The sequence below is a fragment of the Desulfosporosinus paludis genome (genome assembly GCF_045689965.1).
GTDB classification, from domain to species: domain Bacteria; phylum Bacillota; class Desulfitobacteriia; order Desulfitobacteriales; family Desulfitobacteriaceae; genus Desulfosporosinus; species Desulfosporosinus paludis.
The window spans coordinates 2,753,372-2,776,758 of sequence record NZ_CP144211.1 but is presented as its reverse complement, the minus strand read 5'-3'; the positions used below and the strand labels follow the sequence as shown (position 1 = coordinate 2,776,758).

The 23,387-nt window shown below is 40.4% G+C and carries 19 protein-coding genes, 3 tRNA genes and 1 riboswitch; of the genes, 18 read left to right on the top strand and 4 right to left on the bottom strand.

The genetic code is table 11. The annotated features are described in order from the left end of the window. Nucleotides 1-75: 75 nt before the first annotated feature. From gltX to VZF35_RS13895, 5 genes are all read left to right on the top strand, one after another. Complete coding sequence (gene gltX, locus VZF35_RS13915; protein WP_407305687.1) at nucleotides 76-1,563, top strand: glutamate--tRNA ligase; 1,488 nt, start codon at nucleotides 76-78, stop codon at nucleotides 1,561-1,563. A gap of 91 nt (nucleotides 1,564-1,654) precedes the next feature. After that, a tRNA-Gln gene (locus tag VZF35_RS13910) sits at nucleotides 1,655-1,728 on the top strand. Between the two features lie 8 nt (nucleotides 1,729-1,736). Next, nucleotides 1,737-1,812, top strand: a tRNA-Glu gene (locus VZF35_RS13905). A gap of 131 nt (nucleotides 1,813-1,943) precedes the next feature. Further along, nucleotides 1,944-2,019, top strand: a tRNA-Lys gene (locus tag VZF35_RS13900). A 131-nt stretch (nucleotides 2,020-2,150) separates the two neighbouring features. Beyond that, nucleotides 2,151-2,492, top strand: a complete 342-nt coding sequence (locus VZF35_RS13895) for a HesB/IscA family protein (protein ID WP_407305685.1) — start codon at nucleotides 2,151-2,153, stop codon at nucleotides 2,490-2,492. A gap of 133 nt (nucleotides 2,493-2,625) precedes the next feature. Here VZF35_RS13895 and VZF35_RS13890 read toward each other — a convergent pair whose 3' ends face one another. After that, on the bottom strand, nucleotides 2,626-3,669 hold the full coding sequence (locus VZF35_RS13890) for a permease (protein WP_407305683.1): 1,044 nt from the start codon (nucleotides 3,667-3,669) through the stop codon (nucleotides 2,626-2,628). Between the two features lie 194 nt (nucleotides 3,670-3,863). On the opposite strand from VZF35_RS13890, the gene VZF35_RS13885 reads away from it, so the two are divergent. Beyond that, nucleotides 3,864-4,040, top strand: a complete 177-nt coding sequence (locus VZF35_RS13885; protein WP_407305681.1) for a rubredoxin — start codon at nucleotides 3,864-3,866, stop codon at nucleotides 4,038-4,040. A gap of 116 nt (nucleotides 4,041-4,156) precedes the next feature. On the opposite strand, the gene VZF35_RS13880 is transcribed toward VZF35_RS13885, so the two are convergent. Both VZF35_RS13880 and VZF35_RS13875 read right to left on the bottom strand, forming a co-directional pair. Next, nucleotides 4,157-5,944 (bottom strand): ATP-binding protein, encoded by a 1,788-nt coding sequence (locus tag VZF35_RS13880; RefSeq protein WP_407305679.1) that lies wholly within the window; start codon nucleotides 5,942-5,944, stop codon nucleotides 4,157-4,159. 116 nt (nucleotides 5,945-6,060) lie between these two features. Then, nucleotides 6,061-8,547, bottom strand: coding sequence for an HD domain-containing phosphohydrolase (locus VZF35_RS13875; RefSeq protein WP_407305677.1), 2,487 nt, complete (start codon nucleotides 8,545-8,547; stop codon nucleotides 6,061-6,063). A 392-nt stretch (nucleotides 8,548-8,939) separates the two neighbouring features. Next, nucleotides 8,940-9,078: riboswitch (cyclic di-AMP (ydaO/yuaA leader) on the top strand. Nucleotides 9,079-9,181: 103 nt separating this feature from the next. On the opposite strand from VZF35_RS13875, the gene VZF35_RS13870 reads away from it, so the two are divergent. The 3 genes from VZF35_RS13870 to VZF35_RS13860 all read left to right on the top strand — a co-directional run bounded on the left by VZF35_RS13870 (nucleotide 9,182) and on the right by VZF35_RS13860 (nucleotide 13,151). Next, a complete protein-coding gene (locus VZF35_RS13870; protein ID WP_407305675.1) occupies nucleotides 9,182-10,552 on the top strand; it encodes a citrate/2-methylcitrate synthase in 1,371 nt (456 codons plus the stop codon). A gap of 102 nt (nucleotides 10,553-10,654) precedes the next feature. Further along, the gene (locus VZF35_RS13865) at nucleotides 10,655-11,416 is read left to right on the top strand and encodes a MerR family transcriptional regulator (RefSeq protein WP_407305673.1); all 762 of its coding nucleotides are present in this window, start codon (nucleotides 10,655-10,657) and stop codon (nucleotides 11,414-11,416) included. 130 nt (nucleotides 11,417-11,546) lie between these two features. Next, nucleotides 11,547-13,151, top strand: coding sequence for an IS1182 family transposase (locus VZF35_RS13860; RefSeq protein ID WP_407305670.1), 1,605 nt, complete (start codon nucleotides 11,547-11,549; stop codon nucleotides 13,149-13,151). Nucleotides 13,152-13,492: 341 nt separating this feature from the next. On the opposite strand, the gene VZF35_RS13855 is transcribed toward VZF35_RS13860, so the two are convergent. Beyond that, complete coding sequence (locus tag VZF35_RS13855) at nucleotides 13,493-14,341, bottom strand: helix-turn-helix domain-containing protein (RefSeq protein WP_407305668.1); 849 nt, start codon at nucleotides 14,339-14,341, stop codon at nucleotides 13,493-13,495. 235 nt (nucleotides 14,342-14,576) lie between these two features. Between VZF35_RS13855 and VZF35_RS13850 the strand changes: the two genes are divergently transcribed. The 9 genes from VZF35_RS13850 (at nucleotide 14,577) to VZF35_RS13810 (ending at nucleotide 23,378) form a co-directional block, all read left to right on the top strand. Beyond that, entirely contained in the window at nucleotides 14,577-15,395 is an 819-nt protein-coding gene (locus tag VZF35_RS13850; RefSeq protein ID WP_407305666.1) for a methyltetrahydrofolate cobalamin methyltransferase, read from the top strand. Between the two features lie 60 nt (nucleotides 15,396-15,455). Next, nucleotides 15,456-16,586 (top strand): uroporphyrinogen decarboxylase family protein, encoded by a 1,131-nt coding sequence (locus VZF35_RS13845; protein ID WP_407305664.1) that lies wholly within the window; start codon nucleotides 15,456-15,458, stop codon nucleotides 16,584-16,586. Between the two features lie 152 nt (nucleotides 16,587-16,738). Next, a complete protein-coding gene (locus VZF35_RS13840) occupies nucleotides 16,739-17,371 on the top strand; it encodes a corrinoid protein (protein WP_407305662.1) in 633 nt (210 codons plus the stop codon). Between the two features lie 276 nt (nucleotides 17,372-17,647). Then, a complete protein-coding gene (locus VZF35_RS13835; protein WP_407305660.1) occupies nucleotides 17,648-18,364 on the top strand; it encodes a FadR/GntR family transcriptional regulator in 717 nt (238 codons plus the stop codon). Nucleotides 18,365-18,648: 284 nt separating this feature from the next. Continuing rightward, complete coding sequence (locus VZF35_RS13830; RefSeq protein ID WP_407305658.1) at nucleotides 18,649-18,933, top strand: UxaA family hydrolase; 285 nt, start codon at nucleotides 18,649-18,651, stop codon at nucleotides 18,931-18,933. Nucleotides 18,934-18,935: 2 nt separating this feature from the next. Further along, on the top strand, nucleotides 18,936-20,090 hold the full coding sequence (locus tag VZF35_RS13825) for a UxaA family hydrolase (RefSeq protein WP_407305656.1): 1,155 nt from the start codon (nucleotides 18,936-18,938) through the stop codon (nucleotides 20,088-20,090). A 413-nt stretch (nucleotides 20,091-20,503) separates the two neighbouring features. Then, nucleotides 20,504-21,943: an NAD-dependent succinate-semialdehyde dehydrogenase gene (locus VZF35_RS13820; RefSeq protein WP_407305653.1), complete on the top strand. Its 1,440-nt coding sequence runs from the start codon at nucleotides 20,504-20,506 to the stop codon at nucleotides 21,941-21,943. Between the two features lie 167 nt (nucleotides 21,944-22,110). Beyond that, nucleotides 22,111-22,998: a nickel-dependent lactate racemase gene (gene larA, locus VZF35_RS13815; RefSeq protein ID WP_407305651.1), complete on the top strand. Its 888-nt coding sequence runs from the start codon at nucleotides 22,111-22,113 to the stop codon at nucleotides 22,996-22,998. Further along, the gene (locus VZF35_RS13810; protein ID WP_407314622.1) at nucleotides 22,968-23,378 is read left to right on the top strand and encodes a hypothetical protein; all 411 of its coding nucleotides are present in this window, start codon (nucleotides 22,968-22,970) and stop codon (nucleotides 23,376-23,378) included. The genes larA and VZF35_RS13810 overlap by 31 nt, the downstream gene beginning before the upstream one ends. Nucleotides 23,379-23,387: the final 9 nt, after the last annotated feature.

The following is a 23,387-nucleotide window of genomic DNA, read 5'->3' as shown; positions in this document are numbered from 1 at the left end:
ATTAGCTGTGGATAGATTATCAGATTAATATGTGATGGCGTATCAAAAGCCAAATAATACTTGGGAGTCAACAAAATGGAAAAAGTCAGAGTCAGGTTTGCTCCGAGCCCTACGGGATATTTGCATATCGGAGGAGCAAGAACAGCGCTGTTTAACTGGTTGTTTGCGAAAAAACAAAATGGGAAACTAATTCTCCGTATTGAGGACACAGATACGGAACGACTAAAAGAAGATTCTGTGAGCCAAATCCTCAGCAGTCTGAGATGGTTAGGGATCGATTGGGATGAGGGACCGGAAAAGGGCGGTGATTTCGGTCCGTATTATCAGTCCCAACGACAGGGACTTTACACCAAGTACGCTCAGAGGTTAGTACAAGAAAACAGGGCTTACCATTGTTTTTGCAGTGTGGATCAATTAGAAGAAGAACGCCAAAAGCTGCGGCAGGCTGGCATTCCCTTCCGTTACCAAGGAAGATGCCGAGATCTAGGCCCCGAGGAAGTTCAATCTAAACTGAGGCAGGGTCTTTCCTCGGTGATCAGGCTGAAGGTGCCAGAGGCAGGCCAAATTGTCGTCGAAGATATTATTAGAGGAACAGTAAGCTTTGAAGCAGAACAGTTTGATGATTTTATTATCATGAAGTCGGATGGTACACCTGCCTATAATTTTGCTTGTGTTGTGGACGATCATGCCATGCAGATTAGCCATGTCATCAGAGCTGAGGAACACTTATCGAATACCCCCAAGCAGTGTTTAATCTATCGCGCTTTGGGATGCAAGATCCCCTTATTTGCCCATTTGTCTATGATTTTAGCACCTGACCGCAGTAAGTTGAGCAAACGGCATGGGGCAACCGCTGTTGGAGAATTTCAAGAAACGGGCTGCCTCCCCGAAGCTCTAGTAAACTATTTAACGCTTTTAGGCTGGTCTCCGACAGAGGGACAGGGGGAATTAGTTTCTCCAGAGCAAACGATCACGTCGTTTTCACTCGAAAAGGTTTCTAAAACTGCGGCAATCTATGATGTTCAAAAATTGATTTGGCTTAACGGGCAATATATGACCGAATGTGATTTAGATAGCCTGACACTTCAAGCCATTCCCTTTTTACTTAAATTGGGTTTGATTAATAGTTTAGACGTGGAGGAAAAGCGTGAGTATATTTGTGAGGTTGTCGGTGCAGTAAGGGAAAGAGTAAGGACATTAGGAGAACTGGCGGAGTCAAGCCGCTGCTTCTTTCAAGATATTGTTGCTTATGATGAAAAAGGGTTGGAGAAATATTTTCTAAACCAAGAAAGTGTGGAGGTTCTTCTTTCTAAAGGCAGGGAACGTTTGAACGTCCTTGAACAGTTTGATGTGGAAAATACTGAAAGGGCATATCGACAGCTAATAGCTGAACTTGCGATCAAAGGCGGCACGATTATTCATCCTACAAGGTTGGCCTTGACAGGACGTACAGTCAGTCCTGGACTGTTTGACGTCATGGCTTTATTAGGAAAAAAGAAATGTATAGAACGCTTGGATAAAGCTATTGATATGCTCAAGAAAAATAATTTTAAAAACAACTAGATTATAAATTATAAATAGGCTATACTATGTAAGTGTCATAAGCCAAACAAAATGATTAATCATATGTTTTTAGTGATGATTACTGTTATATTCCGGGATTGTGTAGCGGTAGCACATGTGACTCTGGATCACATAGCCTGGGTTCGAATCCTAGTCCCGGAGCCAAATTGCATGGCCCCATAGTCAAGAGGCCTAAGACGCTGCCCTCTCAAGGCGGAAACACGGGTTCGAATCCCGTTGGGGCTACCAAATCTAAGAGGAAAATTTTCAATTGCTGAGGCGATGCCCAATAAACGTAATCGTTACTCAGCAATGCCAGATAACTGATGAATGCTGCTCATTGACAACTATCAGTAAGGTATTCCATCAGGCATGCTTTTGCGCCACTAGCTCAGCTGGTAGAGCATCCGACTCTTAATCGGCAGGTCCCTGGTTCGAATCCTGGGTGGCGCACCATAGAATTATTAACCGTAAGTGATGGAGTTTCCAGTGCCAACTTACAAAGATTGGTTGAAACAAAAAATGTTATCTAGGAATATTTATGATATTATGATATAGAAAATTAGTGATAAAAAGGAGTGACATAGATGGTAACTATTACAGAACTCGCAGCCCAAAAAATCAAAGAGGTTTTAAAGGCACAGGATAAGGAAAATTCAATGCTTCGTCTCTATCTTGTCGGAGCTGGATGTAGTGGTCCGAATTTTGGCATGGCTCTGGATGACGAAAAAACAGAGGACGATATCTTGGATGAAGAATATGGTATTTCAGTCCTTATTGAAAAGAAACTGTCTACCTATTTAGAAGGAGCTATTATTGACTATGTTGAGTCAGAAAACGGCGGAGGTTTTGAAATACGTACTCCAAAGGCCAGTAATGGCGGAGGCTGTGACAGTGGCTGCTGCGGAGGCTGCGGCGGGAGCTGCTAAACTGTTCTGGTAATAAATACATTCCAATAATAAAAGCCTCAGGTTTTCATTGAAAACTTGGGGCTTTTATCGTACTATCCTTAAAATAGTCATTTTCATCTTTCGATGGTGCAGTATTAGCGGCATGGGGAGTCTAAAAAAACAGCATTGCAACCGCGCCACTAAAGATGCCGACCAACGCTACCGAGGTTGCTACAAAGAGCAGAACTTTTGTAGAGAAGACCCGTTTAACCATAAGCAGAGAGGGTAAACTCACAGCGGGTAAGGTCATCAGTAAGGCGACTCCCGGTCCGACACCCAAGCCAAAAGCCATAAGGGATTGAACGATGGGGATTTCACCTGCGGTTGGGATAATAAATAAAGTCCCCGCGACAGCTAGTCCGATCATGACCAACAAGCTGTTAGCCCATGCTGGGCCGATTACGGGGAATAACCAGGCACGAACTGCTCCGAGAATTACGACGACAATGAAGTAAGCCGGTATGGTGTCGCGAATGAGAGGAAGAAGTGCCCTCATCCAACGTATTAATAAGTTGCCTTGCTCCTCATCGTTATTGTGATCCTCGGACATAAAGCTCTCTGGAATCTCTTCATCCCTTGCCCATCGATTTGCAAAATATCCGATCCCAAAAACCATAATGACACCGGCAATAATTCTTAAAAGAGCGAATTTCCAAGAAAGTACGAAACCCATGAAGATGATCGTTGCCGGATTAAGGACAGGGTTCCCAAGCCAGTAAGCGAGCGCTGCTCCGACAGAAGCCTTTCTTTGTCTAAGGCCTACTACAACTGGAGCGGAGCAGCAGGTACACATCATCGATGGAATTCCAGCAATCCCTGCTAAGGCAGTAGATTTGAAATTAGCCCGGCCAAAAATTTTTGGTATCCAATTCTTTGGCAATAATATCTGAACAAGGGAGCCTAACAAAAGACCGAGAATAACTGCCTGCCAGACAGCTTTAAAATATGAGACTGTATAATTCCAAGCTGCGCTCCACGATGGAGCAGGGGGGGCAGCTGCTTTGCCTGAAATGATGGAATCTCCAATGGAATGTTTGCTGGCCGCGAGAAACGCTTTGTGATAATAAGGGTTCCATTTTACATACCAAACACCTACCAAAAAGATAATTGCGAATAAAAGAACATAGGGAAAATAAGTGCGGACTTTTTTAGTCATAATGTTCTTGTCTCTCCTCTTAACCTTAGAACGGTATTCTCGCCATTCTCTCAAATAAATTATAGATGATACTGTGGTATAACCATAACATTATACAACACAAATCGACATTTTGATAGATTTCTCTAATCATCAATCTAAAAATTTAAATTGTTATTTTTTAATGGTAAAATTAAATTAGGAGGTGAATAGTGATGAGTGAAGAGAATAAGATGTATCAATGTCAAATGCAAAGTTGTGGTTATATCTATAATCCTGAAAAGGGCTGTAAGAAAAGTAAAATACCAAAAGGTGTTCCGTTTGAGGAACTGCCTGATACATGGAGATGCCCATTGTGCGGAGCTAGTAAGAAAGCGTTTAAACCTGTTTAACCTTTAAATTTGAAAGTAAAAATGAAAAGAATGAGCTCTTATTCCTTGAAGAGGACTAAGAACTCATTCTTTGATGTTAGGCGAAGATTATTAAATGCTGTCAAATGTTCCGCTTTTTATAGGGGACCTTTAAAGCGAACCAAAAATCTGGTTCCGGAGGCTGAAGAGGTAACCTCAATTTTGGCATTATGTCGCTCTGCAATAGCGAAACATGTCGAAAGACCGAGGCCGGTGCCTCCTTCTTTGGTGGTTTGAAAGGGAGTACCGATTCGTTCTAGGATTTCATGGCTAATCCCAGTCCCCTGATCCTGCACAGCGAGGACAATACTATCGGCGTCCTGATAGGTTCTTATGGTTAATATCCCTTTGGGAGACATTGCTTCAAGGCCGTTTCTTGTGAGATTGAGGACGAGCTGTCGCATTTCTCGTTCATTCACGGATAATTCAGGGACATCTTCTGTATCAAGCAGCACTTGTTTATCCTGGTTTGTCGCATCAGCCATGACTAGAGGATATAAAGAATCCACTAGGTTATTGAGTTTTACTTGTGTAAATAATTGTTTGCTTGTTTTAGCCACCGATAAGAACTCCGTGAGGATGCTGTTCGCCCGATCCAGTTCGCTAATCATTAGATCATAGTACTCTGTGTTTTCTGGTATCGAGTTTTTGCTTTTTAAGATTTGTAAAAAACCACGTACTGTTGTCATTGGATTCCGCACTTCATGAGCGATACTTGCTGCCAACTCTCCAACAAGATTTAGTCTGTCTAAGTGCGCTATTTCCTCTTCAGCAAGCTTTCGTTTTGTAATATCCAGTAGCTGCATAAGAAACAACGGCGTTCCATCGAGATCATCAAAAGGATGTTGGTATACTTCATAAATCGTATCCTTAATAACGCACTGCCATTGATTGGAAATATTAGAGGCTAAGTTGAACTGACAGTGGCTGCAGGGCTCTTCTTTACTAAAGAGTATTTCATAGCATTTTCGGTTGTCCGGTTCGCCATGGGACTCCTTAAATGTGTGGTTGGCAAAAACAACCTTTCCCTCATGGGTACGGAGATAAACTAAACCGGGGAGCCCATTTAAAATAGCGTAAAGCCGTTTTTGTTCATCTTCCAGAGATTTCTCGAATTTCTTTTGTTCAGAAATATCTCTAAAATAAATCGAAAGGCCTTCTGGAGAAGGGTAAACATTGACCCTCACCCAGCCATCGGTTAGGGACGAGAATGCTTCGAAATAGATGTGTTTTTGGGCGAGCTTTGCTTCTGAAAATTTCAAAAAATAAAGGTCATCTGTTTCAGGAAATATATCCCAATAAAATTTGCCGAGGGTTTCCTGCTTTAAAACCTCTAAGAAAAGCTGAGCGGATGAAGTGTTAACATAGACAAACTTCCATTCATTGTCCAAGACATAAAAATAATCGGAAATATTATGAAAGACGTTATGGATCTTGATATCCGGTCTTTCAAGATCTTCTTCTTCTTTCATGGCGCTGCTTTCTATTATTCTATAAGCAATGGCGTAGAACACATTCTCTTGAATCAAGGGTATTAGCATCCATGAGAACCGTTGATAGGATCCATCGGGAAGTCGGTAACGATTTTCAAATCCATGAATACGGTGACCGTTAATCACAGTGTTGACCGCTTGAATGGTAAGTTCGAGATCATCCGAATGAACATAGCGCCGGATAATTTCGTGAGCAGTTTGACCTATGAAACTATCCTGGGTATCTCCTAAAAGAGTCGGTAAAACAGAATTGATGTATTGAATCCTTCCATCCAAAGAATTAATGCTAAAAACATAATTAAAATTGCTAAAAACACTCTTTAGCTTATTAAGTTCTTCCTGTGAAGTTACTCTAATACTTCCATCAAATGCAATCTCGTTTTTGGCACCCATCGTTGTATCAACTGCCCCTGCTTTATATTCATCTGAGTTATTTCTACAAATTAACCCTAAATACCTCTTTCATGTCTCTTCATTATGTTAACCATAAGCCTCGAAGATTAAAGGGGTTAACCAACGTTAAAATTAGAAGGGTTTTCGAGTAGAATACTCAGAAATTGCTCAACCATTTCGGGATCAAACTGTTTTCCAGAACAGTCTTTGACTTCTTGAGCCGCACTTTCTATGCTCATGGCCTCTTTATAGTGTCGCGTGTGGGTCATTACATCGTAAGAATCAACAATAGAAAGAAGACGTGACAATTTTGGAATTTCTTTGCCTTTAAGACATTGGGGATAACCACTGCCATCATATCGTTCATGGTGGGACAGGATTTCCTTTGCTACATGAGCTAATTCTGGGGTTGACACTGCAATACGATAGCCAATTTCAGAATGGGTTTTCATAATTTCCCATTCATCTGAGGTTAGTTTATCGGATTTAAGTAAGATGGCCTCGGGTATACCGATTTTTCCGATATCATGAAGCAAGCCAAGCAGAACGACTTCATCAAGCTCTTCCTGGGTCAGCCCCATTCTCCTACCGATTTGTACACAAATGTGGGCGATTCTCCGGGTGTGTTCTTCGGTTTCAATATGCTTTTCATGCAGGGATTGCTCAAGAGAGCTCAAAATTGAACTTTTAGCGCTTCGACTTTCCAGTAGCTTATTGCGGTACATTCTTTCTTCGGCCAGTTTTATAACCGCTTTCATGTCCTTATTCAGGTTATCTTTGTTAGCCCGACCCCAAGAAATACTAATTGGGGTCGGGAAACCCGTTATATTACAACACTCTTTTTTAATATCCCAAATTAAGTTATCAACATAGTCTGCTTGGTTATCTTTAATTAGAATAATAAATTCGTCCCCGCCCCAGCGTGCAGGAACATCCTCCGACGAGCAGCATTTCCTGAGGATCTCTCCGATCATGCGCAAGAGCCGATCCCCTTCCGGATGCCCAAAGGTGTCATTGATCAGTTTTAGTCCGTTTACATCTCCCATGATAATCCAACTTTGACATAACAGACATTTATCCGCTTTTTCCAACAAGGCTTCAACAAAAGTCCTGTTTTTGAGCGTTGTAACCACATCCGTCTGGCTCAAATACAGATTTTCTATTTCATAGTTTTTTCGTTTGGTAATATCCGAGATAGTGCCGATTAAACGTCTGGGGTTCTTCGAATCTTCATATTCAACGACCTTTCCGCGAATTTGCAGCCACAACCATTCCCCGGACTTTTTCTGTGCCCTGAATTCGACGATTAAGTTCTCAGTACTGCCGTTCAAGCATTCATTGAAAGCAGTAAGATAGTGGTCTCTATCCTCAGGATGAATTATTTTAAGGACTTGATTATTAGCTAGATAGATTTCACTATTCTCGTATCCAAAATATCTGAGCCAGTCAGGGTTGATATAGGATTTATTCTTTAAGAGATCAGTATCAAAATAGCCATCGTTGGTTGCTTTTATGACCAATTTGAAGCGTTCTTCATTGATTTTAAGTTCTTCATAATAGACGGCAATTTCTCTAAGCATATTATTGGCGCTTGTAGCAAGATTTGAAATTTCGTCCTTCCCCGGTAAGTAAATTGTCTCAGACATATTCTTTTTATTTTTAACAGAGTTCATAAATCCATTGAGCTTTTCAATTCGGCGGAATACTAGAAGTTCTAAGACAAACAAGCTTAGGCCAGTAATAACGAGGAAAATTGTAATAAACGCCGCACTCGAATACTTGATGATAACCAATCCATCGTGATACATGGGTCTTCCGGTATTAAGTATCATAAAAATCTTAGAATTATTGTACACATTAAGAACTTGAGCAAAGCTCTCAACAGATTCAGTTGTCTTCTTGATGTAAAAGATAGAGTCCTTAAAGGGAACCTTTAGATTATCCTGTTTTAACAATTCGTAAATCTCAGGATCTTGTAGAGTATCAAACTTGATATCTACCATCAAGACCTCTTTTAGGTAATCTAACAACTTTTGATCAAGGAACTTGCCAAAGACTATAACCCCATCATTAGGAGATTTTCTGTCAGATGTCGTAACAGGCGATATGGAGATAAACAAGGGTTTTCCAGAAATCATCAATAGCCCTGTAATAGGAGTAGTGCTAGATAGCAAATGTTGATAGTTTTCTCCCGTTTGCAAACTCTGAAACAATTCTTCTTTAAAGGAACTTTCTGCTGCTTCATCAATTCCATAGGTTTTTGCAAAAACGGTATCCCCTTTAAGATCAAAAAAACCCATATAATTAAGGTTTAAAGAAGTGAAGGTTGAATCTTGAAGGTTTACATCGACATAATTGTTGTAAGTACCGTCAAGATAACGGAATGTATCATCCCAATAAGCCCAGTCCTTCACTGAGTTTTCTAGGGAAGATTCTTCGTGATGTATAATTGACATGGCACGGTTAAAATCTTGAGTAATGATTGTATTTTCTGATTTTTCTGCATAGACCATAAACAGAGTTCTAAGTAAGATCATGGAAACTAGTACTACAAAGAGTATTCCGGAAACTGCCACTAGGGAAATTTTTTGCCTGACCTTCAAAAGGATCACTCCTAAAGCTGCTGTAATAGATTCCGTCGAGGTTCGGAAAAATTAAATTCTTATAGCGAATAATATCGAAAATGCTCGAATAACCTCAAGTTATATATACCTTCTACATTTTCGCATTAAATACCTTTTTTAAACAATTATATTTACTTACAAATACCTAATTTCTTTAGAATTTCACCCCAAGGTTAATATGTTAAATTCAAGCTAATAATCTTAAGCAAACATTAAGGCTTAATTCAGGTAGAGTTCAGATGAATTTCAATTCACTTCAATACATTACTTAAAGTGAATAAATTACTTAATTGATTAAGCATAAAATATATGGTATAATTAGTGATATTTTCTTATGTGACAAACTTTGAAGCTAATTAAATTTAACTTAATATCCACTATCGCTTAATTCTGTCTAGAAGCGGGGGAACCATTTTCTGGGGTGAATCTTTCACAGATAATATGTGAAAGTAGGGTTACTTTCGACCCGAATCCGTCAGCTAACTTCGTAAGCGTTGAAAGGAAGGACAACAAGCATTGCTGCTGTAGCTTTGCTTTACTATTCCTTGGCTTTTTGCGTTAGCTGAACCCAGACGTTGTCTGGGCTTATTTTATTTAGGGGAGGAATAGTCTTATGCAAAATTACAATTTAGAACAGTTTGACGAGAAAGTCCTTGACGATTTAAGTAAGGTTGCTAAAAAAAGCAGCTTTATGAATCCCGAATTATATAGTAAATATCAGGTGAAACGAGGACTCAGGGATTTAGACGGGAGAGGTGTACTGGTTGGCTTAACTGAAATCGGTGAAGTTCATTCTTACATTCTCGATGAAGGTGAAATCATTCAAGTACCGGGTCGTTTAATTTACCGCGGTTATGATATTGCGGATTTGGTCAAAGGATTTATAAGGGAAGACCGCTTTGGGTTTGAAGAGTGTGCTTATCTATTACTCTTTGGACATCTCCCGAAACAAAGAGTTCTGGAAGAATTCGAACAACTTCTGGCCAGTTATCAAAGACTTCCTGAAGATTTTGCACGCGATGTCATCCTTAAAGCGCCGAGTAAAGATATTATGAATACTCTGGCGAGAAGTGTTTTAGCCTTATACTCCTTTGATGATAATCCGGATGATACTTCCATCAACAATGTTTTAAAACAATGTTTGCGTTTGATTGCCTGTTTCCCTTCTTTGGCAGTCTATGGATATCAAGCATTATCCCATTATCATGGAAATCAAAGTCTCTATATTCACAGCCCTCGCCCGGAATTAAGTACAGCTGAGAATATCCTTTCAATGTTGAGACCGGATAGCAAGTACTCAAAACTTGAAGCGACACTACTTGATCTAGCCCTAGTACTTCATGCTGAACACGGTGGAGGCAACAATTCAACTTTCGTAACCCACGTAGTGACCTCGACTGGCACAGATACCTATTCAGCAATGTCTGCGGCCATAGGCGCACTTAAGGGGCCACGGCATGGTGGAGCGAATATTAAGGTTGTCCAGATGTTCGAAGATATTAAAAGCCAATTGAAGGACTGGGAAGATGATGAAGAAATAGAACGCTACCTAAACAGGATCCTTACGAAAGATGCCTTCGATCATTCGGGCTTAATATATGGGATTGGCCATGCTGTTTATTCTATCTCAGATCCAAGGGCGGTAATTCTTAAAGAATACGTTGCTCAACTCGCGCAGGAAAAAGGGCTTGAAGATGAATTTAAACTCTACGCAGCCGTCGAGAGACTTGCTCCCCAAGTGATTTCGAAATCGAATAAAATGTATAAAGGTGTCAGTGCTAATATCGATTTCTTTTCCGGTTTCGTATACAGAATGCTTAATATTCCCGTCGAAATGTTTACGCCTATGTTTGCCATTGCCCGAATCGCAGGTTGGAGTGCTCATCGTATTGAGGAAATCGTCAATGCGGGGAAAATCATCAGACCAGCCTATAAGAGCGTTGCGCCAAGGCAAAACTATATTAAGATGATTGAGAGAGTGTAATTCCTGTTAATCGATGGCTAAAAAGCAAAATAGTTCTTAAAATATCTCTTTACATTGACGCAGCGTAAAGGTGTATAGTGACTTTGTCAGGAGGTGAGCAACATGGAATACACAGTGCAAAAGCTAGCTCAAATCGCAGGTGTAAGCACTAGAACTTTAAGATACTATGATGAGATAGGGATTCTTAAGCCGGCAAGAATTAACCCATCAGGGTATCGTATTTATGGACAGTTTGAAATTGATCAGCTGCAACAAATTCTATTTTATCGTGAGTTGGGTTTGAGCCTTGATAAAATTAAAGAGATCGTGACGTCGCCTTCCTTTGATGGAGCTGAAGCACTGAGGGAACACCGTGTGAAGCTTCTTGAAAAACGAGTGCAATTGGATTTGCTGATTTCTAATGTTGATAAATCAATTGCCTTGAAAGAGGGGAAGATCACTATGATGGATAAGGAAAAATTTGAGGGCTTTAAGCAAACGTTAATCGATGATAATGAAGCGAAATACGGTCAGGAAATACGTGAGAAGTATGGGGAAGAGGCAGTTAAGAAATCCAATCAAAAGGTGAAAGGCATGTCTCAAGAAGATTATGATAAGGTAACAAGGCTGGGAACTGAGTTGAAAGAAACCCTTCATGCGGCCTTTCAAACAGGAGATCCTGCTGGGGTATTAGCTCAAAAAGCGGCCGATTTACATCGTCAGTGGTTGTGCTTCTATTGGGATAGCTATACTAAAGAAGCGCATGTTGGAGTCACTCAGATGTATGTCGATGACGAACGATTCACAGCTTATTATGATGAGAAACAGCCTGGAACGGCCGCCTTTCTAAGAGATGCTGTCCTCATATATACAGGAGCTAAATAATAATCTAGAATTGTAAAAAGGGGGCGTTGCAAAACGAACTAAAATAGTTCGTAAGCAACGCCCCTTTTTTTCCTACTAGAAACAAAACTGCAGGTCCCAAAGAACCCGCAGTTGTCGTATAATTTGAGTTATGCTAACAACCAAATTACACTCTAAAAATTATACTGAATTAAGTGGACACTATCAATTAGTTCTACCATTTAATTTTGATGTGTTAATACCGGAGGATGACTCAGTTCGACTGCTAAGCCACATTTTGGAGGGATTGAATTACGAAGCGTTGTATCAGGCCTACTCTTCCACTGGAAGAAAACCTGTAGTCGAACCCAAAATCCTGTTCAAAGTAGTAGCCTATGCCTATATGAACAACATTTACTCAAGCCGCAAGATTGAAGTTGCTTGTAAAAGAGACATTAACTTCATGTGGTTGTTGGAAGGATGCAAGGCACCAGACCACAGCACCCTTGCTCGATTTCGGAAGAACTATTTAAAGGAATCCATAGAAGACCTCTTTTTCCAAATGGTGACGTATTTACACAAGCTTGGGGAAGTAGAGTTTAAGAACCTTTTTGTCGATGGAACAAAAATTGAAGCCAATGCTAACCGTTATACGTTTGTCTGGAAGAAAGTCGTTACTAAGAATGAGACCAAAATGTTCTTGAAAATTCAATCCTGTCTTGAGGAGATCAATTTGACCTATCTAAAGGACTTCAAGGCAACCAAAGAAACGTTACTTAAGGACCTTAAGGCGGCCCTCTCCTACCTAGAAGAAAAACGTCAGCAAGAGCAGATTGAATTTGTCCATGGTATTGGAAAACGGAAATCAGAGCTACAAAAGTTTACAGAAGACCTGAAGGAATTCTATACCCGTCAAGAAAAGTACAACAGACATCACCAATTCTTCGAAGGAAGAAATAGCTACTCCAAAACCGATCCTGATGCGACCTTCATGCATATGAAAGATGACCATATGCGCAACGCTCAGTTAAAGCCGGCTTACAATGTTCAGATTGGCGTGGAAAGTGAATATGTAACAGGGGTTGGGATTTTCCAGGATCGTAACGACATAGCCACACTCATCCCTTTCTTAAACACGCTGGAATCTAAACTACAGGCCCATTATGAAAATGTTACTGCAGACTCTGGTTATGAGAGTGAGGAGAATTATCTTTATCTCGAAGGGAAAAAGCAGACCTGCTACATAAAGCCGCAAACCTATGAACAATGGAAAAAGAAACGCTTCAAAAAGGATATCAGCAAGCGAGAAAACATGGTTTACAATGCAGAAATGGATGAATACACCTGTCATAACGGAAAACAACTCAAACTAGTGGGAATTACCCATCGAACATCGGCAACGGGCTACCGATCTGAAATCACGATCTATGAATGTGAAGACTGCCGTGATTGTCCTTGTAAAAGTCAATGTACAAAAGCTAAAGGCAATCGAAGAATGCAAGTATCTAAAACGTTTGTGGCCAAACGCCAGGTATCGTACGGAAACATTACCACCGAAAAAGGGAGACTACTCAGAGTAAATCGATCCATACAGGTCGAAGGAGCCTTTGGGGTACTCAAAAATGACTATAACTTTAATCGCTTTTTGACACGAGGTAAAAACAGTGTAAAAACTGAATTTATGCTGCTGTGTTTTGGGTATAACGTGAATAAACTTCACGCTAAAATACAGAATGAACGAATTGGTAAACCCCTTCATCCATTAAAAACGGCTTAAAAAGGGGTCGAAAAAACAGTCTCATCTAGAAGGCTTATTTTGCTATACACAAATTTAAGTAGAAAATAGAGATTGAGCATTGCAATCAAACCACTTAATATTTTCCACAGTAAAAAGAAATGGGGAGCATCGCTTGCTACTTCAAAATAGTAGTTTTGCGACACTCCCTTTTTTCTTACTGATCAGAAAGTTACTTGCGTTACATACTTTAGTATCAGTGCAACTAAGGCAGCCGCCCTTCACTAAGGCTAACAAGTGCGAAGACAGTGTCTTCGCACTTGTTAGCCAAGTTTTCTGTACCAACTTGCAGAAGGCAGCTGTTCAGAATTATAGCAAAGTGATTAAAATGGCGTGTTTCTAAACTCGCGTGGCGTAACTCCAACATTATTATGGAAATTGACTAGAAAATTTGATTCAGCAGAAAACCCGCATTCGACGGCGATTTCCTTAACCTGAAGGTTTGTTTTCTTAAGCAGCATCTTTGCATGGTTTAATCGAATTTTCACTACATACTCATATGGAGAATAGCCGGTATCCTTTTTAAAGGTTCTGGCAAAATGGAAAGGACTAAGATTCACATTGGAAGCAATAACTTTGAGATTGAGCTTTTCTTTAAAGTTAGCCTCGATAAATGCTATAGCTTCTAGAACTGGGTCGAATTTAGCGGGTTTTTGTAAAATAAAATCATAAGAGAGCATTAGTAATTCTGAAAGCATCCTCTGGATATAGCATGACATTAAGGGCTCGGAAATGGGGCTGCATTTTCTTGCATCTTCGAGGATCATATTTAGATACTTCGGGATTATTGGGCAATTGTTTAAAGGGATGACACATCCGAAGCGATCATAAATCAGATCAAACAGTTCCCTGCTGGTGTTACCGTCATAATGGAGCCACATCGTCGCCCAACCAGTATTCGTATAATATCGATGTGGGTTATAACAATTGATTATTACTAAATCATTTTCTTTGGCAGTATATAGTTTGTCATTATAACAGATCGTTCCTTGACCTTTTACTATATACATAAGAAGGTAACTGTTGTATTTGTCCCTTTCAACATAATAATTATGATCACAGAAAAATTTACCTGTACATATTAAATGAAAGAAAAGGGATTTTGCCAGGTTACTGGGAGTGAAAAAGTAATACTCAGATTCTTCAAGTACTCCTTTTTCATTGACCCTCATAATAAAGCCTCCTTGCAAGAATTTTAATAGCAAGATTTCGAAATACCTTAGCAACTTTAGGAAATGAAAGCGTTGCAAAATCAGTATATACTATGAATTAAGATCTAGCAAGATTAACATATAGGGCCTGTTGATGCCGTATGGCTCTGAGTAATGGGGGAAGGGGGGAAGACAAGTCGGGATAGCCTAAAATACTCTGCTTGATGTGTATTCCAAAGTAAAGGTAGGAAAGAACATGTTGATTGTAGGCGAGCTTATTAATACTAGTCGAAAAGCGATTAACGATTCGGTAGATAATAATGACGCACAGTATATTAAGAAGATAGCCATCGAACAGGTTGAAGCCGGGGCGAATTATTTGGATGTGAATTGTGGAACCAAGGTTTTTCATGAAAAGGAAACAATGGAATGGCTCATTAACACAATCCAAGAGGTCGTTCAGGTCCCCCTATGCATAGATAGTCCAAATCCTGAGGTTTTGGAAGCTGGCCTGGCATTATGTAAGTATGGACAGCCCATGATTAACTCAATTACTGATGAAAAAGAACGTTTTCAAAAAATTAGTCCATTATTATCCAAATATAAAACTAAAATCGTTGCACTCTGTATGGACGATAAGGGAGTTCCGGAAACAGCTGATGACCGTATGAGGGTACTTAAAAGTCTGTATGCCAATCTGCGGTCAATCGGGGTTCCGGATCATGATATGTATTTTGATCCGCTCGTAAAGCCGATAAGCAGTATTGAGACAGCCGGAATTGAGGTTCTCGATACTATTAAGGCTATAAAGAAAGAATATCCTAAGGTTCATTTTATGTGTGGGTTAAGTAATGTTTCTTATGGACTACCGAACCGAAAAACGTTGAACCGCATATTTATGGTTCAAACTATGACCTTGGGTATGGACGGTTATATTTTAAACCCTACTGACAGGGGAATGATGGGGACAATTTTCGTTGCCCAAGCCTTAATGGGGCAAGACTCATATTGTATGAATTACTTGACTGCACACAGGACAGGTTTATACGAAGAACAGCAAAAAAGTAAATCATAAGGGTATTGTCAAAATCTATTACAATAAATTACTTTTTTAATATGAGAGGAGTAAAAAACTATGAATCATCGTGAAAGGGTATTAGCGGTTTTAAACAAGGAAGTACCAGATCGTGTACCTATGGATTTGTGTAACTCTGCGAACTTTATTAATGATCCAGCCTATTTCGCCTTAAAAAAGTATTTTAATATTAAAGGTGATATTGAGCAGTTTCGTAAAAATTTTACAGCTAACTATTACGACGAGCGTGTGTTAGAAGCGCTAGACATTGATTTTCGTCACGTTGGGCTTAAACCACCTAAAGGCTATCAAAATAAAACCTACGCAGATGGAACTTTTTCTGATGAATGGGGTGTAGTGTATAGATTATTGGGAAATGAAAGAGCTATCGTGAAATATCCGTTAAAAGGTGCAGATGAGAGTGATCTTGATAAGTATCCCTGGCTTGATCCACTTGCATCGGGGCGTACTGAGGGTGTAGCCGAACGTGCTCGTGACTTATACCAAAATACAGATTATGCTGTTGCCGCACATGCTGCGCATAATTATGGTTTTTTTGATACTGCGTGGATTTTAAGGGGGTTTGATGATTTTCTCGTTGACCTCATGATAAATAAGCCATTTGCCAGACATCTATTAGGAAAAATTTTTGATCTATTTTTAGGATTACATGAGGTGTATCTAAATGCAGTGGGTCCATATATTCATACGATAACATTTTGTGAAGACTATGGGATGCAGAATGCTCCATTTATCTCCCCTGCATTATATAAAGAAATGTTACAACCGTTTCATAAAGAACTTTTTGCCTTCATTAAAAAGAAGGCACCTCAGGTAAAAATAATATTCCATAGTTGTGGGGCTGTTTATCCTCTAATTCCTTTGTTTATTGAGGCAGGAATCGATATCCTAAACCCTATTCAGCATACGGCTAACGGAATGGATCCGCTTAAAATTAAGAAGGAATTTGGTTCGGAAGTTATATTTCATGGCGGTGTAGATATTCAGCATGCTCTATTCGGAACTGTCGAAGATGTTCAAAAAGAAGTCAAACAAGTGATTGATGAATTGGGACAGAACGGTGGTTACATTGTAGCCCCTGCCAATGTCATTCAAGGAGAAACTCCGCCGGAAAACATCGTAAGTCTATACAGGACGGCAGCGGAATATGGCACATATGGTCAGAAATAATTGTAGTTAGGCCGAAGTTATCTTGTACTACCAGAAAGTATAAACTTGCGTTATATACTTTCTAAGCATAAGAGCAACTAGGCAGCCGCCTTCGCCAGAGGCTTAGCGCCAGCCAAGTTTTCTTTATTTAAAATAGAAGGGGAGTAGAAGAAATGCAAATCCTTAATGAAATTAAAGAAGCACTTATGAGCGGAGATGCCAATGAAGTTCGGAAACGAGCCACTAAAGCACTTGAAGCAGGCCTAGATCCAGTTGTGATTATCAATGATGGATTTATATCGGCTATGAATATTATTGGTATTAAGTTTAGAAATAATGAGGTTTATGTACCCGAAGTATTAATTGCCGCTAGAGCCATGCATGCTGGAATGGATACAGTTAAACCCCATTTGACGGGCGATGCCCTTCAAGAGAAAGGGACTATATTAATTGGTACAGTGAAAGGTGACCTTCACGATATTGGAAAGAACCTAGTTAGCATAATGTTGCAGAGTGGCGGTTTTAGAGTCATAGATGTGGGAATTGATATCTCGGTAGAAAAGTTTGTTGAGGCAGTTGAACAAAACAAGCCGGATGTGGTGGCAATTTCTGCCCTATTAACCTCGACAATAACCTATATGAAGAACATTATTGAAGGATTAGCAGATTATCGCGATCAGTTAAAAATAATCGTGGGCGGAGCCCCAGTTACGCAGGATTTTGCGGATCAGATTGGTGCCGACGCTTATGCTCCGGATGCTGCGTCTGCGGTAGAAAAAGTTCGTAAACTTCTTGGTATCGTCTAAAATGATTCTTATCCTTAGTGGGTAAGGTCCCTTCCTAGAGCACTTAGAAAATATATGCTGTAAAAAGGCCCGTCAATGTTAATTGAAACGTTGATGGCCTTTTTATTTATGTGTGATGTTTGTTTGTGTGGAAGGACAAAATTGGGAAGATAGAAAGCATGTTCTGCCGAGAAATACATACACTCATTAAGTGGCTTATATGATATAATACCATTGTCTCTAAACATTCGTTTTATTTTGAGTTTTTTTGTAAAAAGTATAAGGTCGGTGGGTGTTATGTTTGAACCTGTTAAATTTTATGGTAACCTATCCGAAGGCATTGTAAATCAAATAATGCAAGCAATTAAAAATGGCGAACTTAAGCCAGGTGATAAGTTGCCTCCCGAACGAGAAATGTGCACCATGTTTTCTGTGAGTCGAACAGTGATTCGAGACGCTCTAAAAGTGCTCGTTGGGTTGGGCGTAGTTACGATTCGGCATGGTATGGGGGCTTATATTAATGAGGTGGATGAAGCGGAAGATGTCACTCGATTAGCTTCCCTACTTCAAATCTCACATGGGACCGTAGAAGAGCTATTTCAGGTCCGAGAGGTATTAGAAAGCCAAGCAGTGATTTGGTGTACCCAGAACGCTAACGAGCAGGATCTTCAGCAACTCGAGCATATTGTTCGTAAAGGAAAAGAATTAGGGGATACGGGTGAGTCTAAACTCGCTTTACTTGACGCTGAATTTCACTTGAAAATCGTGGAAGCGGCAGGTAATAGGGTCCTAATGAGATTGATGATTAACCTGTTGGATTTGCTCGGTGAAAATAGATCCAGAACTCTAATGGTTCCAGGACGGCAACGTTTATCCGTTCTAGATCATGCTTCGATTGTTGAAGCGATTAAACAAAGAGATTCAGAATTAGCGCGTCAAAGAATGCTGAGTCATTTAGTGAATGTTAGAGAAGCTATCCAATCTGTAGCTCAGGCTTCTGAGGACCGGAAGTAGATTAAAATATACTTAACTCAACTTAACTATACGATTTACTTATCCAATCGATCCGATTGCGAAAAGTAGATCTTTTTTCTTTTAAACACATTGACAAAAGTGAAAAAAAGGATTATTATTTGATCACGGAAGTGGTAATACCACATACCACATACTACATACCACGTACCACATTATGCATCGATGAAATCCAGAAATGAAGTACGATGCGTGAGAGGTGGAAGCCAATTCCACGAACATTTCGCAACCCTAGAAGGCTAAATTTAAAACAAGGAGGAGAAATCATGAGCAGCCACAAGTTTTTGGTACATGCCGATGATGATAGTGTCGGCGTAGCAGTAGAGGATTTCAAGGCAGGAGAAACTGTCATTGGTATCATTATGGATCCTGACCATGAAATCACGGTGAAGTCCAACCACGACATCCCCCTAGGGCATAAGATAGCGCTTAAAGATGCCAAAGCCGGTGACTTTATCATCAAATATGGTGAAAAGATCGGTAAAGCAACAATGGACATCAAGGTCGGGGACTGGGTGCATACACATAATCTAAAGAGTGCGAGGTGGTAAAAATGGATACAAAGATTTATGGCTATCGCCGGGAAAACGGCAGCGTTGGGATTCGTAATTTGGTGTTGATTATTCCGGTAGACGATCTGTCCAATTCCTCTGTCCTCAAGGTGGAAAGCGCAATCAAAGGAACGTTGGCTCTCCCGCATCCTTACGGACGGCTGCAGTTTGGTGAAGATTTGGATCTGCACTTCCGTACTTTGATTGGCACCGGGTGTAACCCGAACGTGGCCGCAGTCATTGTCATAGGCATTGAGCCCAACTGGGCGAAAAAAATTGCTGACGGTATCGCTGAAACAGGCAAACCAGTGGCATACTTCGGGATCGAAGGAAATGGTGAAATGAAGACCGTGGAGATGGCATGCTGGAAAGCGCAAGAGTTTGTCCAATATGCTACTTCTTTGCAAAAAGTTGAAGCTGACATTTCCGAGTTGACGATAAGTTTCAAATGCGGTGAATCGGATACAACGTCCGGTTTGGCTGGTAACCCGACCGCCGGGGTAGTCGGTGATCGCTTAGTAAAAATGGGAGGCACGGTAATATTCGGTGAAACTTCCGAGATTACTGGTGGCGAACACATTTTAGCGAGACACTTTGCTACCAAAGAGCTGAGTGATGAATTTTTACAAGTCCATGCCAACTATCTGAAAAACATTGAAGATAGTGGTGCCGATTTACTTGGTTCCCAACCGACACAAGGTAACATTGCCGGTGGTCTGACTACAATCGAGGAAAAGGCGCTGGGTAACATTTCAAAAGCGGGCACAAGCCCCATTCAAAGTGTTTTGGGCTTAGCTTATCCTCCTAAAGGCAAGGGTCTGCACTATATGGATTCTTCTTCAGCTGCAGCTGAATTCATAACCCTTATGGGAGCAGCCGGAGCGGCACTGCACTTATTTATCACCGGACAGGGTAACATCGTGGGTAACCCAGTAGTTCCGACGGTCAAAATCTCTGCCAACCCCAATACTTGCAAATATATGGCTGAACATATCGACGTTAATATCAGCGGTTTATTGACGCGGGAATTAAATCTCCAAACAGCTGCGGATAAAGTCATGGAGTGTATGATCCAAACAGCCCGTGGTCGGTTTACCGATGCTGAGGCTCTGGGACATCACGAATTCGTTCTGACTCGCCTTTATCCGAGCGCGTAAGCAAAGTCTTCTTAAGGTAAGGTTTATTTTATATCTTGTGGATCGAATGCTTACTGATTGGGTTTCGGGGGTTTAGGATTTAATTGAGTAATTATTAAATCTTAAACCCTTTTCTAATCTTTGTTATTGACTGAAAAACGAGTATAGTAAAAATAGAAATTATTTATTAGAAGTATGCAAATTAAGCTTCCGTATGGACGAGAAAGTCAGGTTTGCAATGATTTAAAGTACATATAGTTAGAGGTAAATTTATTAGATGGGATTTAGCTCTGGGGTAGAATTAGGTCATTTAGGAGATAATCCGGCTCGTCTAGACTTAGAAGATATCTACAAGCGATTGCCGAACATCCGGTAGAGGCTCATCGACGAAGGTGGAACTATTATTTAAAAAATTTTGGAAGGAGCAAATAATTATGGAAACAGAGATTAAAAAGTCGCTATTTATCGATGGAGAATGGAAAGAGGCAATTAATAAAGAAAGCAAAGGTGTTGTTAACCCTGCAACTGGCAAAGTTTTTTGCGAGATAGGTTACGGTGGAGTTGATGACGCTTTATCGGCTGTAGACGCTGCTGATCGTGCTTTCGTAGCATGGTCTTCAACCTCTGTACGAGAAAGGGCTAATATCTTAAATCGGGTGGCAGATCTCTTGCGGCAAAGAGCAGATCACATCGGCCAAATTCTGGCTTCAGAATCAGGGAAACCCGTTTCTCAAGCAGTTGGTGAAGTGAGGTTTTCTGCTGAATATTTCCAATGGTTCTCGGAAGAAGTACGAAGACCTTATGGACAATATATTCCTGGTGATGCAGCTAACAAACGGCATATTGCTTATACACAACCGGCTGGAGTCGCGTTATGTCTTTCCCCTTGGAATTTCCCAGTCTCTATTCAGGCACGAAAATTGGCTCCTGCTTTGGCTGCAGGCTGTACCGTTGTAGCCAGGGGTTCTGAAGTAGCTCCATTAAGTGTCATAGAGTTGTTTAAATGTTTGCAGGATGCCGGTATTCCAAAGGGAGTGGCAAATTTAATTCAAGGGCCGGCTGCTGCTACAACAGCGGCGATGATGAAACATCCTGCGGTACGTGTCGTTAGTTTTACAGGATCTACTCCTGTTGGGCGTAGTTTAATGTGTCAAGCGTCAGATAGAATTATACGTTTAGCTTTGGAATTAGGTGGAAATGCTCCCTTCATTGTCTTTGATGATGCCGATATTGAAAAGGCTGTTGAAGGCGCAATGATTGCGAAATTCAGGAATAACGGGCAATCCTGTATAGGAGCAAACCGTTTTTATGTTCACGAAAAGATATATGACAAATTTACTGCTGTTTTTGCTAGTAAAATCTCGCAAATGAAGATCGGCAACCCAATGGAAGAGATAGATCTTGATCTTGGGCCAATGGTGAATTTAAAGAGTAAAAATAGAATTGAGATATTAATCAGTGAAGCAGAAGCACTTGGAGCTAGGTCTTTAGCGCCCAAAGCTGAAGTGCCTGCTCAAGGTTATTATGTTCCTCCTGTCATTATGGAAAATGTGCCGGAAAGTGCGGCACTCGCAAGTGAAGAATTATTTGCACCTGTTGCTCCAATATTCAAGTTCACGGATGAGAAAGAGGTTATTATAAAGGCAAATAGTTCGGATATGGGGCTCGCGGCTTATGTCTATACTAATGATTTATCTCGATCTATCCGTGTCACAGAAACTCTGAGATTCGGAATAATTGGGCTCAATAATGCATTGCCATCAGTGGCATATGCGCCGATGGGTGGGGTAAAACAAAGCGGCATCGGTCGAGAGGGCGCGAGAATAGGGCTTGAGGAATTTATGGATTTGAAGTATGTCGCAACAGAAATTTAAAAGACTGGTCAAAAGTGGATTGAATGCTTACTGATTGAGTTTCGGGAGTATAAGATTTAATTGAATAATTATTAAATCTTATACTCCTTTTCATTCTTCGTATGTTTTTTAAAACAGCCTAAAATATATGGGTTAAACCATAGTATTTAATTAGAAGGGAGAAAACTATGCAAATTAAGGTTCCTTATGGACGAGAAAATCAGGATTGTAATGTGCCTGAATCGGTACAATGCATGTATGGAAAACTACGTCAGGTTGAACCTGAGCAAGACCCTTCATTACAGATTCGTTTCGCCATAAAAAATCTAATCGGAGATATAAAGCAAGATAAATTAGTTAAGGCCCAAAAAATTGCCATTGCCGTCAGCGATATTACACGTCCGGTACCCAGTCGATTGATTTTGGAAGAACTTGTCCTTTGGTTAAATCAATTGGATATAACTGAAGATCAGATCATTGTTCTTGTAGGTGGAGGATTACATCGTCCAGCGACACCTAAAGATTTAAAGTATATATTAGGAGAAAACTTATTAGACCGGATTAAAAATATCGTTCCTCACGATGCAGACGATGAGGGAATGTTAGCATTTCTGGGGATTTCTGCTCAGGGAACTCCCGTATACGTTAATAAATATTTTGCCCAGGCTGATTACCGTATTATAACTGGAATGATAGATGCTCACCAGTTTATGGGCTTTACAGCAGGAGTCAAAGGAGCGGTTATTGGGTTAGGAGGTCGTCCTACTATCACAGGAAATCATGCTCGGCTATTTAGCCCTGGGGCAGAATTAGGGCGATTAGAAGATAATCCGGCTCGTCTGGACTTAGAAGATATCGGGAAAATGATTGGCGTTGATATGATTGTCAATGTTGCTCTTAACGATAAGAAACAGGTGGTAAAAGCAGTTGCCGGACATCCGCTAGAGGCCCATCGTCAAGGGGTGGAATTTGCTAAAGGAATTTTTGGGGTCCCTATGGCTCCTGCCGATATAGTGATTGCTTCGCCGGGGGATATCCAAAGGATATCAATGTTTACCAAGCTCAGAAGGCATTAACACCTGCTTCCCAGATTGTTAAAGAAGGCGGTACTATTATTTTAGTTGCCGAGTGTATAGAAGGGACAGGGGAAGAAAGCTTTGAACAAGAAATGTCCTTGTATAAAACCCCCTGTGAAGTGATGGAATCATTTGCATCCAAAGAGTTCGTCATCGGCCCTCATAAGGCTTACCTTTGGGCCAGGACTTTAGTAAAAGCAAGGACAATTATTGTTTCAGACCAAATTCCCCCCACACTTGCTAAAACTTTGATGATAGAAGTGACATCCTCATTGCAGGAAGCATTGGATATGGCTTTGCCTAATTATACTTCTCCGAAAGTAGCCGTTTTGCCTTATGCATCTTCAATGATACCTATTATTAACACCCCTTTGGAATAAATTAAGGTC

Excerpts from the sequence above, each read along its gene's own strand:
- VZF35_RS13820 (WP_407305653.1), top strand. The coding sequence starts at position 20,504 with ATGGAAACAGAGATTAAAAAGTCGCTATTTATCGATGGAGAATGGAAA.
- VZF35_RS13890 (WP_407305683.1), bottom strand. The coding sequence starts at position 3,669 with ATGACTAAAAAAGTCCGCACTTATTTTCCCTATGTTCTTTTATTCGCA.
- VZF35_RS13855 (WP_407305668.1), bottom strand. The coding sequence starts at position 14,341 with ATGAGGGTCAATGAAAAAGGAGTACTTGAAGAATCTGAGTATTACTTT.
- VZF35_RS13835 (WP_407305660.1), top strand. The coding sequence starts at position 17,648 with ATGTTTGAACCTGTTAAATTTTATGGTAACCTATCCGAAGGCATTGTA.
- VZF35_RS13865 (WP_407305673.1), top strand. The coding sequence starts at position 10,655 with ATGGAATACACAGTGCAAAAGCTAGCTCAAATCGCAGGTGTAAGCACT.
- VZF35_RS13845 (WP_407305664.1), top strand. The coding sequence starts at position 15,456 with ATGAATCATCGTGAAAGGGTATTAGCGGTTTTAAACAAGGAAGTACCA.
- VZF35_RS13840 (WP_407305662.1), top strand. The coding sequence starts at position 16,739 with ATGCAAATCCTTAATGAAATTAAAGAAGCACTTATGAGCGGAGATGCC.
- VZF35_RS13830 (WP_407305658.1), top strand. The coding sequence starts at position 18,649 with ATGAGCAGCCACAAGTTTTTGGTACATGCCGATGATGATAGTGTCGGC.
- VZF35_RS13870 (WP_407305675.1), top strand. The coding sequence starts at position 9,182 with ATGCAAAATTACAATTTAGAACAGTTTGACGAGAAAGTCCTTGACGAT.
- VZF35_RS13825 (WP_407305656.1), top strand. The coding sequence starts at position 18,936 with ATGGATACAAAGATTTATGGCTATCGCCGGGAAAACGGCAGCGTTGGG.
- gltX (WP_407305687.1), top strand. The coding sequence starts at position 76 with ATGGAAAAAGTCAGAGTCAGGTTTGCTCCGAGCCCTACGGGATATTTG.
- VZF35_RS13850 (WP_407305666.1), top strand. The coding sequence starts at position 14,577 with ATGTTGATTGTAGGCGAGCTTATTAATACTAGTCGAAAAGCGATTAAC.
- VZF35_RS13880 (WP_407305679.1), bottom strand. The coding sequence starts at position 5,944 with ATGGGTGCCAAAAACGAGATTGCATTTGATGGAAGTATTAGAGTAACT.
- VZF35_RS13895 (WP_407305685.1), top strand. The coding sequence starts at position 2,151 with ATGGTAACTATTACAGAACTCGCAGCCCAAAAAATCAAAGAGGTTTTA.
- VZF35_RS13885 (WP_407305681.1), top strand. The coding sequence starts at position 3,864 with ATGAGTGAAGAGAATAAGATGTATCAATGTCAAATGCAAAGTTGTGGT.
- larA (WP_407305651.1), top strand. The coding sequence starts at position 22,111 with ATGCAAATTAAGGTTCCTTATGGACGAGAAAATCAGGATTGTAATGTG.
- VZF35_RS13860 (WP_407305670.1), top strand. The coding sequence starts at position 11,547 with ATGCTAACAACCAAATTACACTCTAAAAATTATACTGAATTAAGTGGA.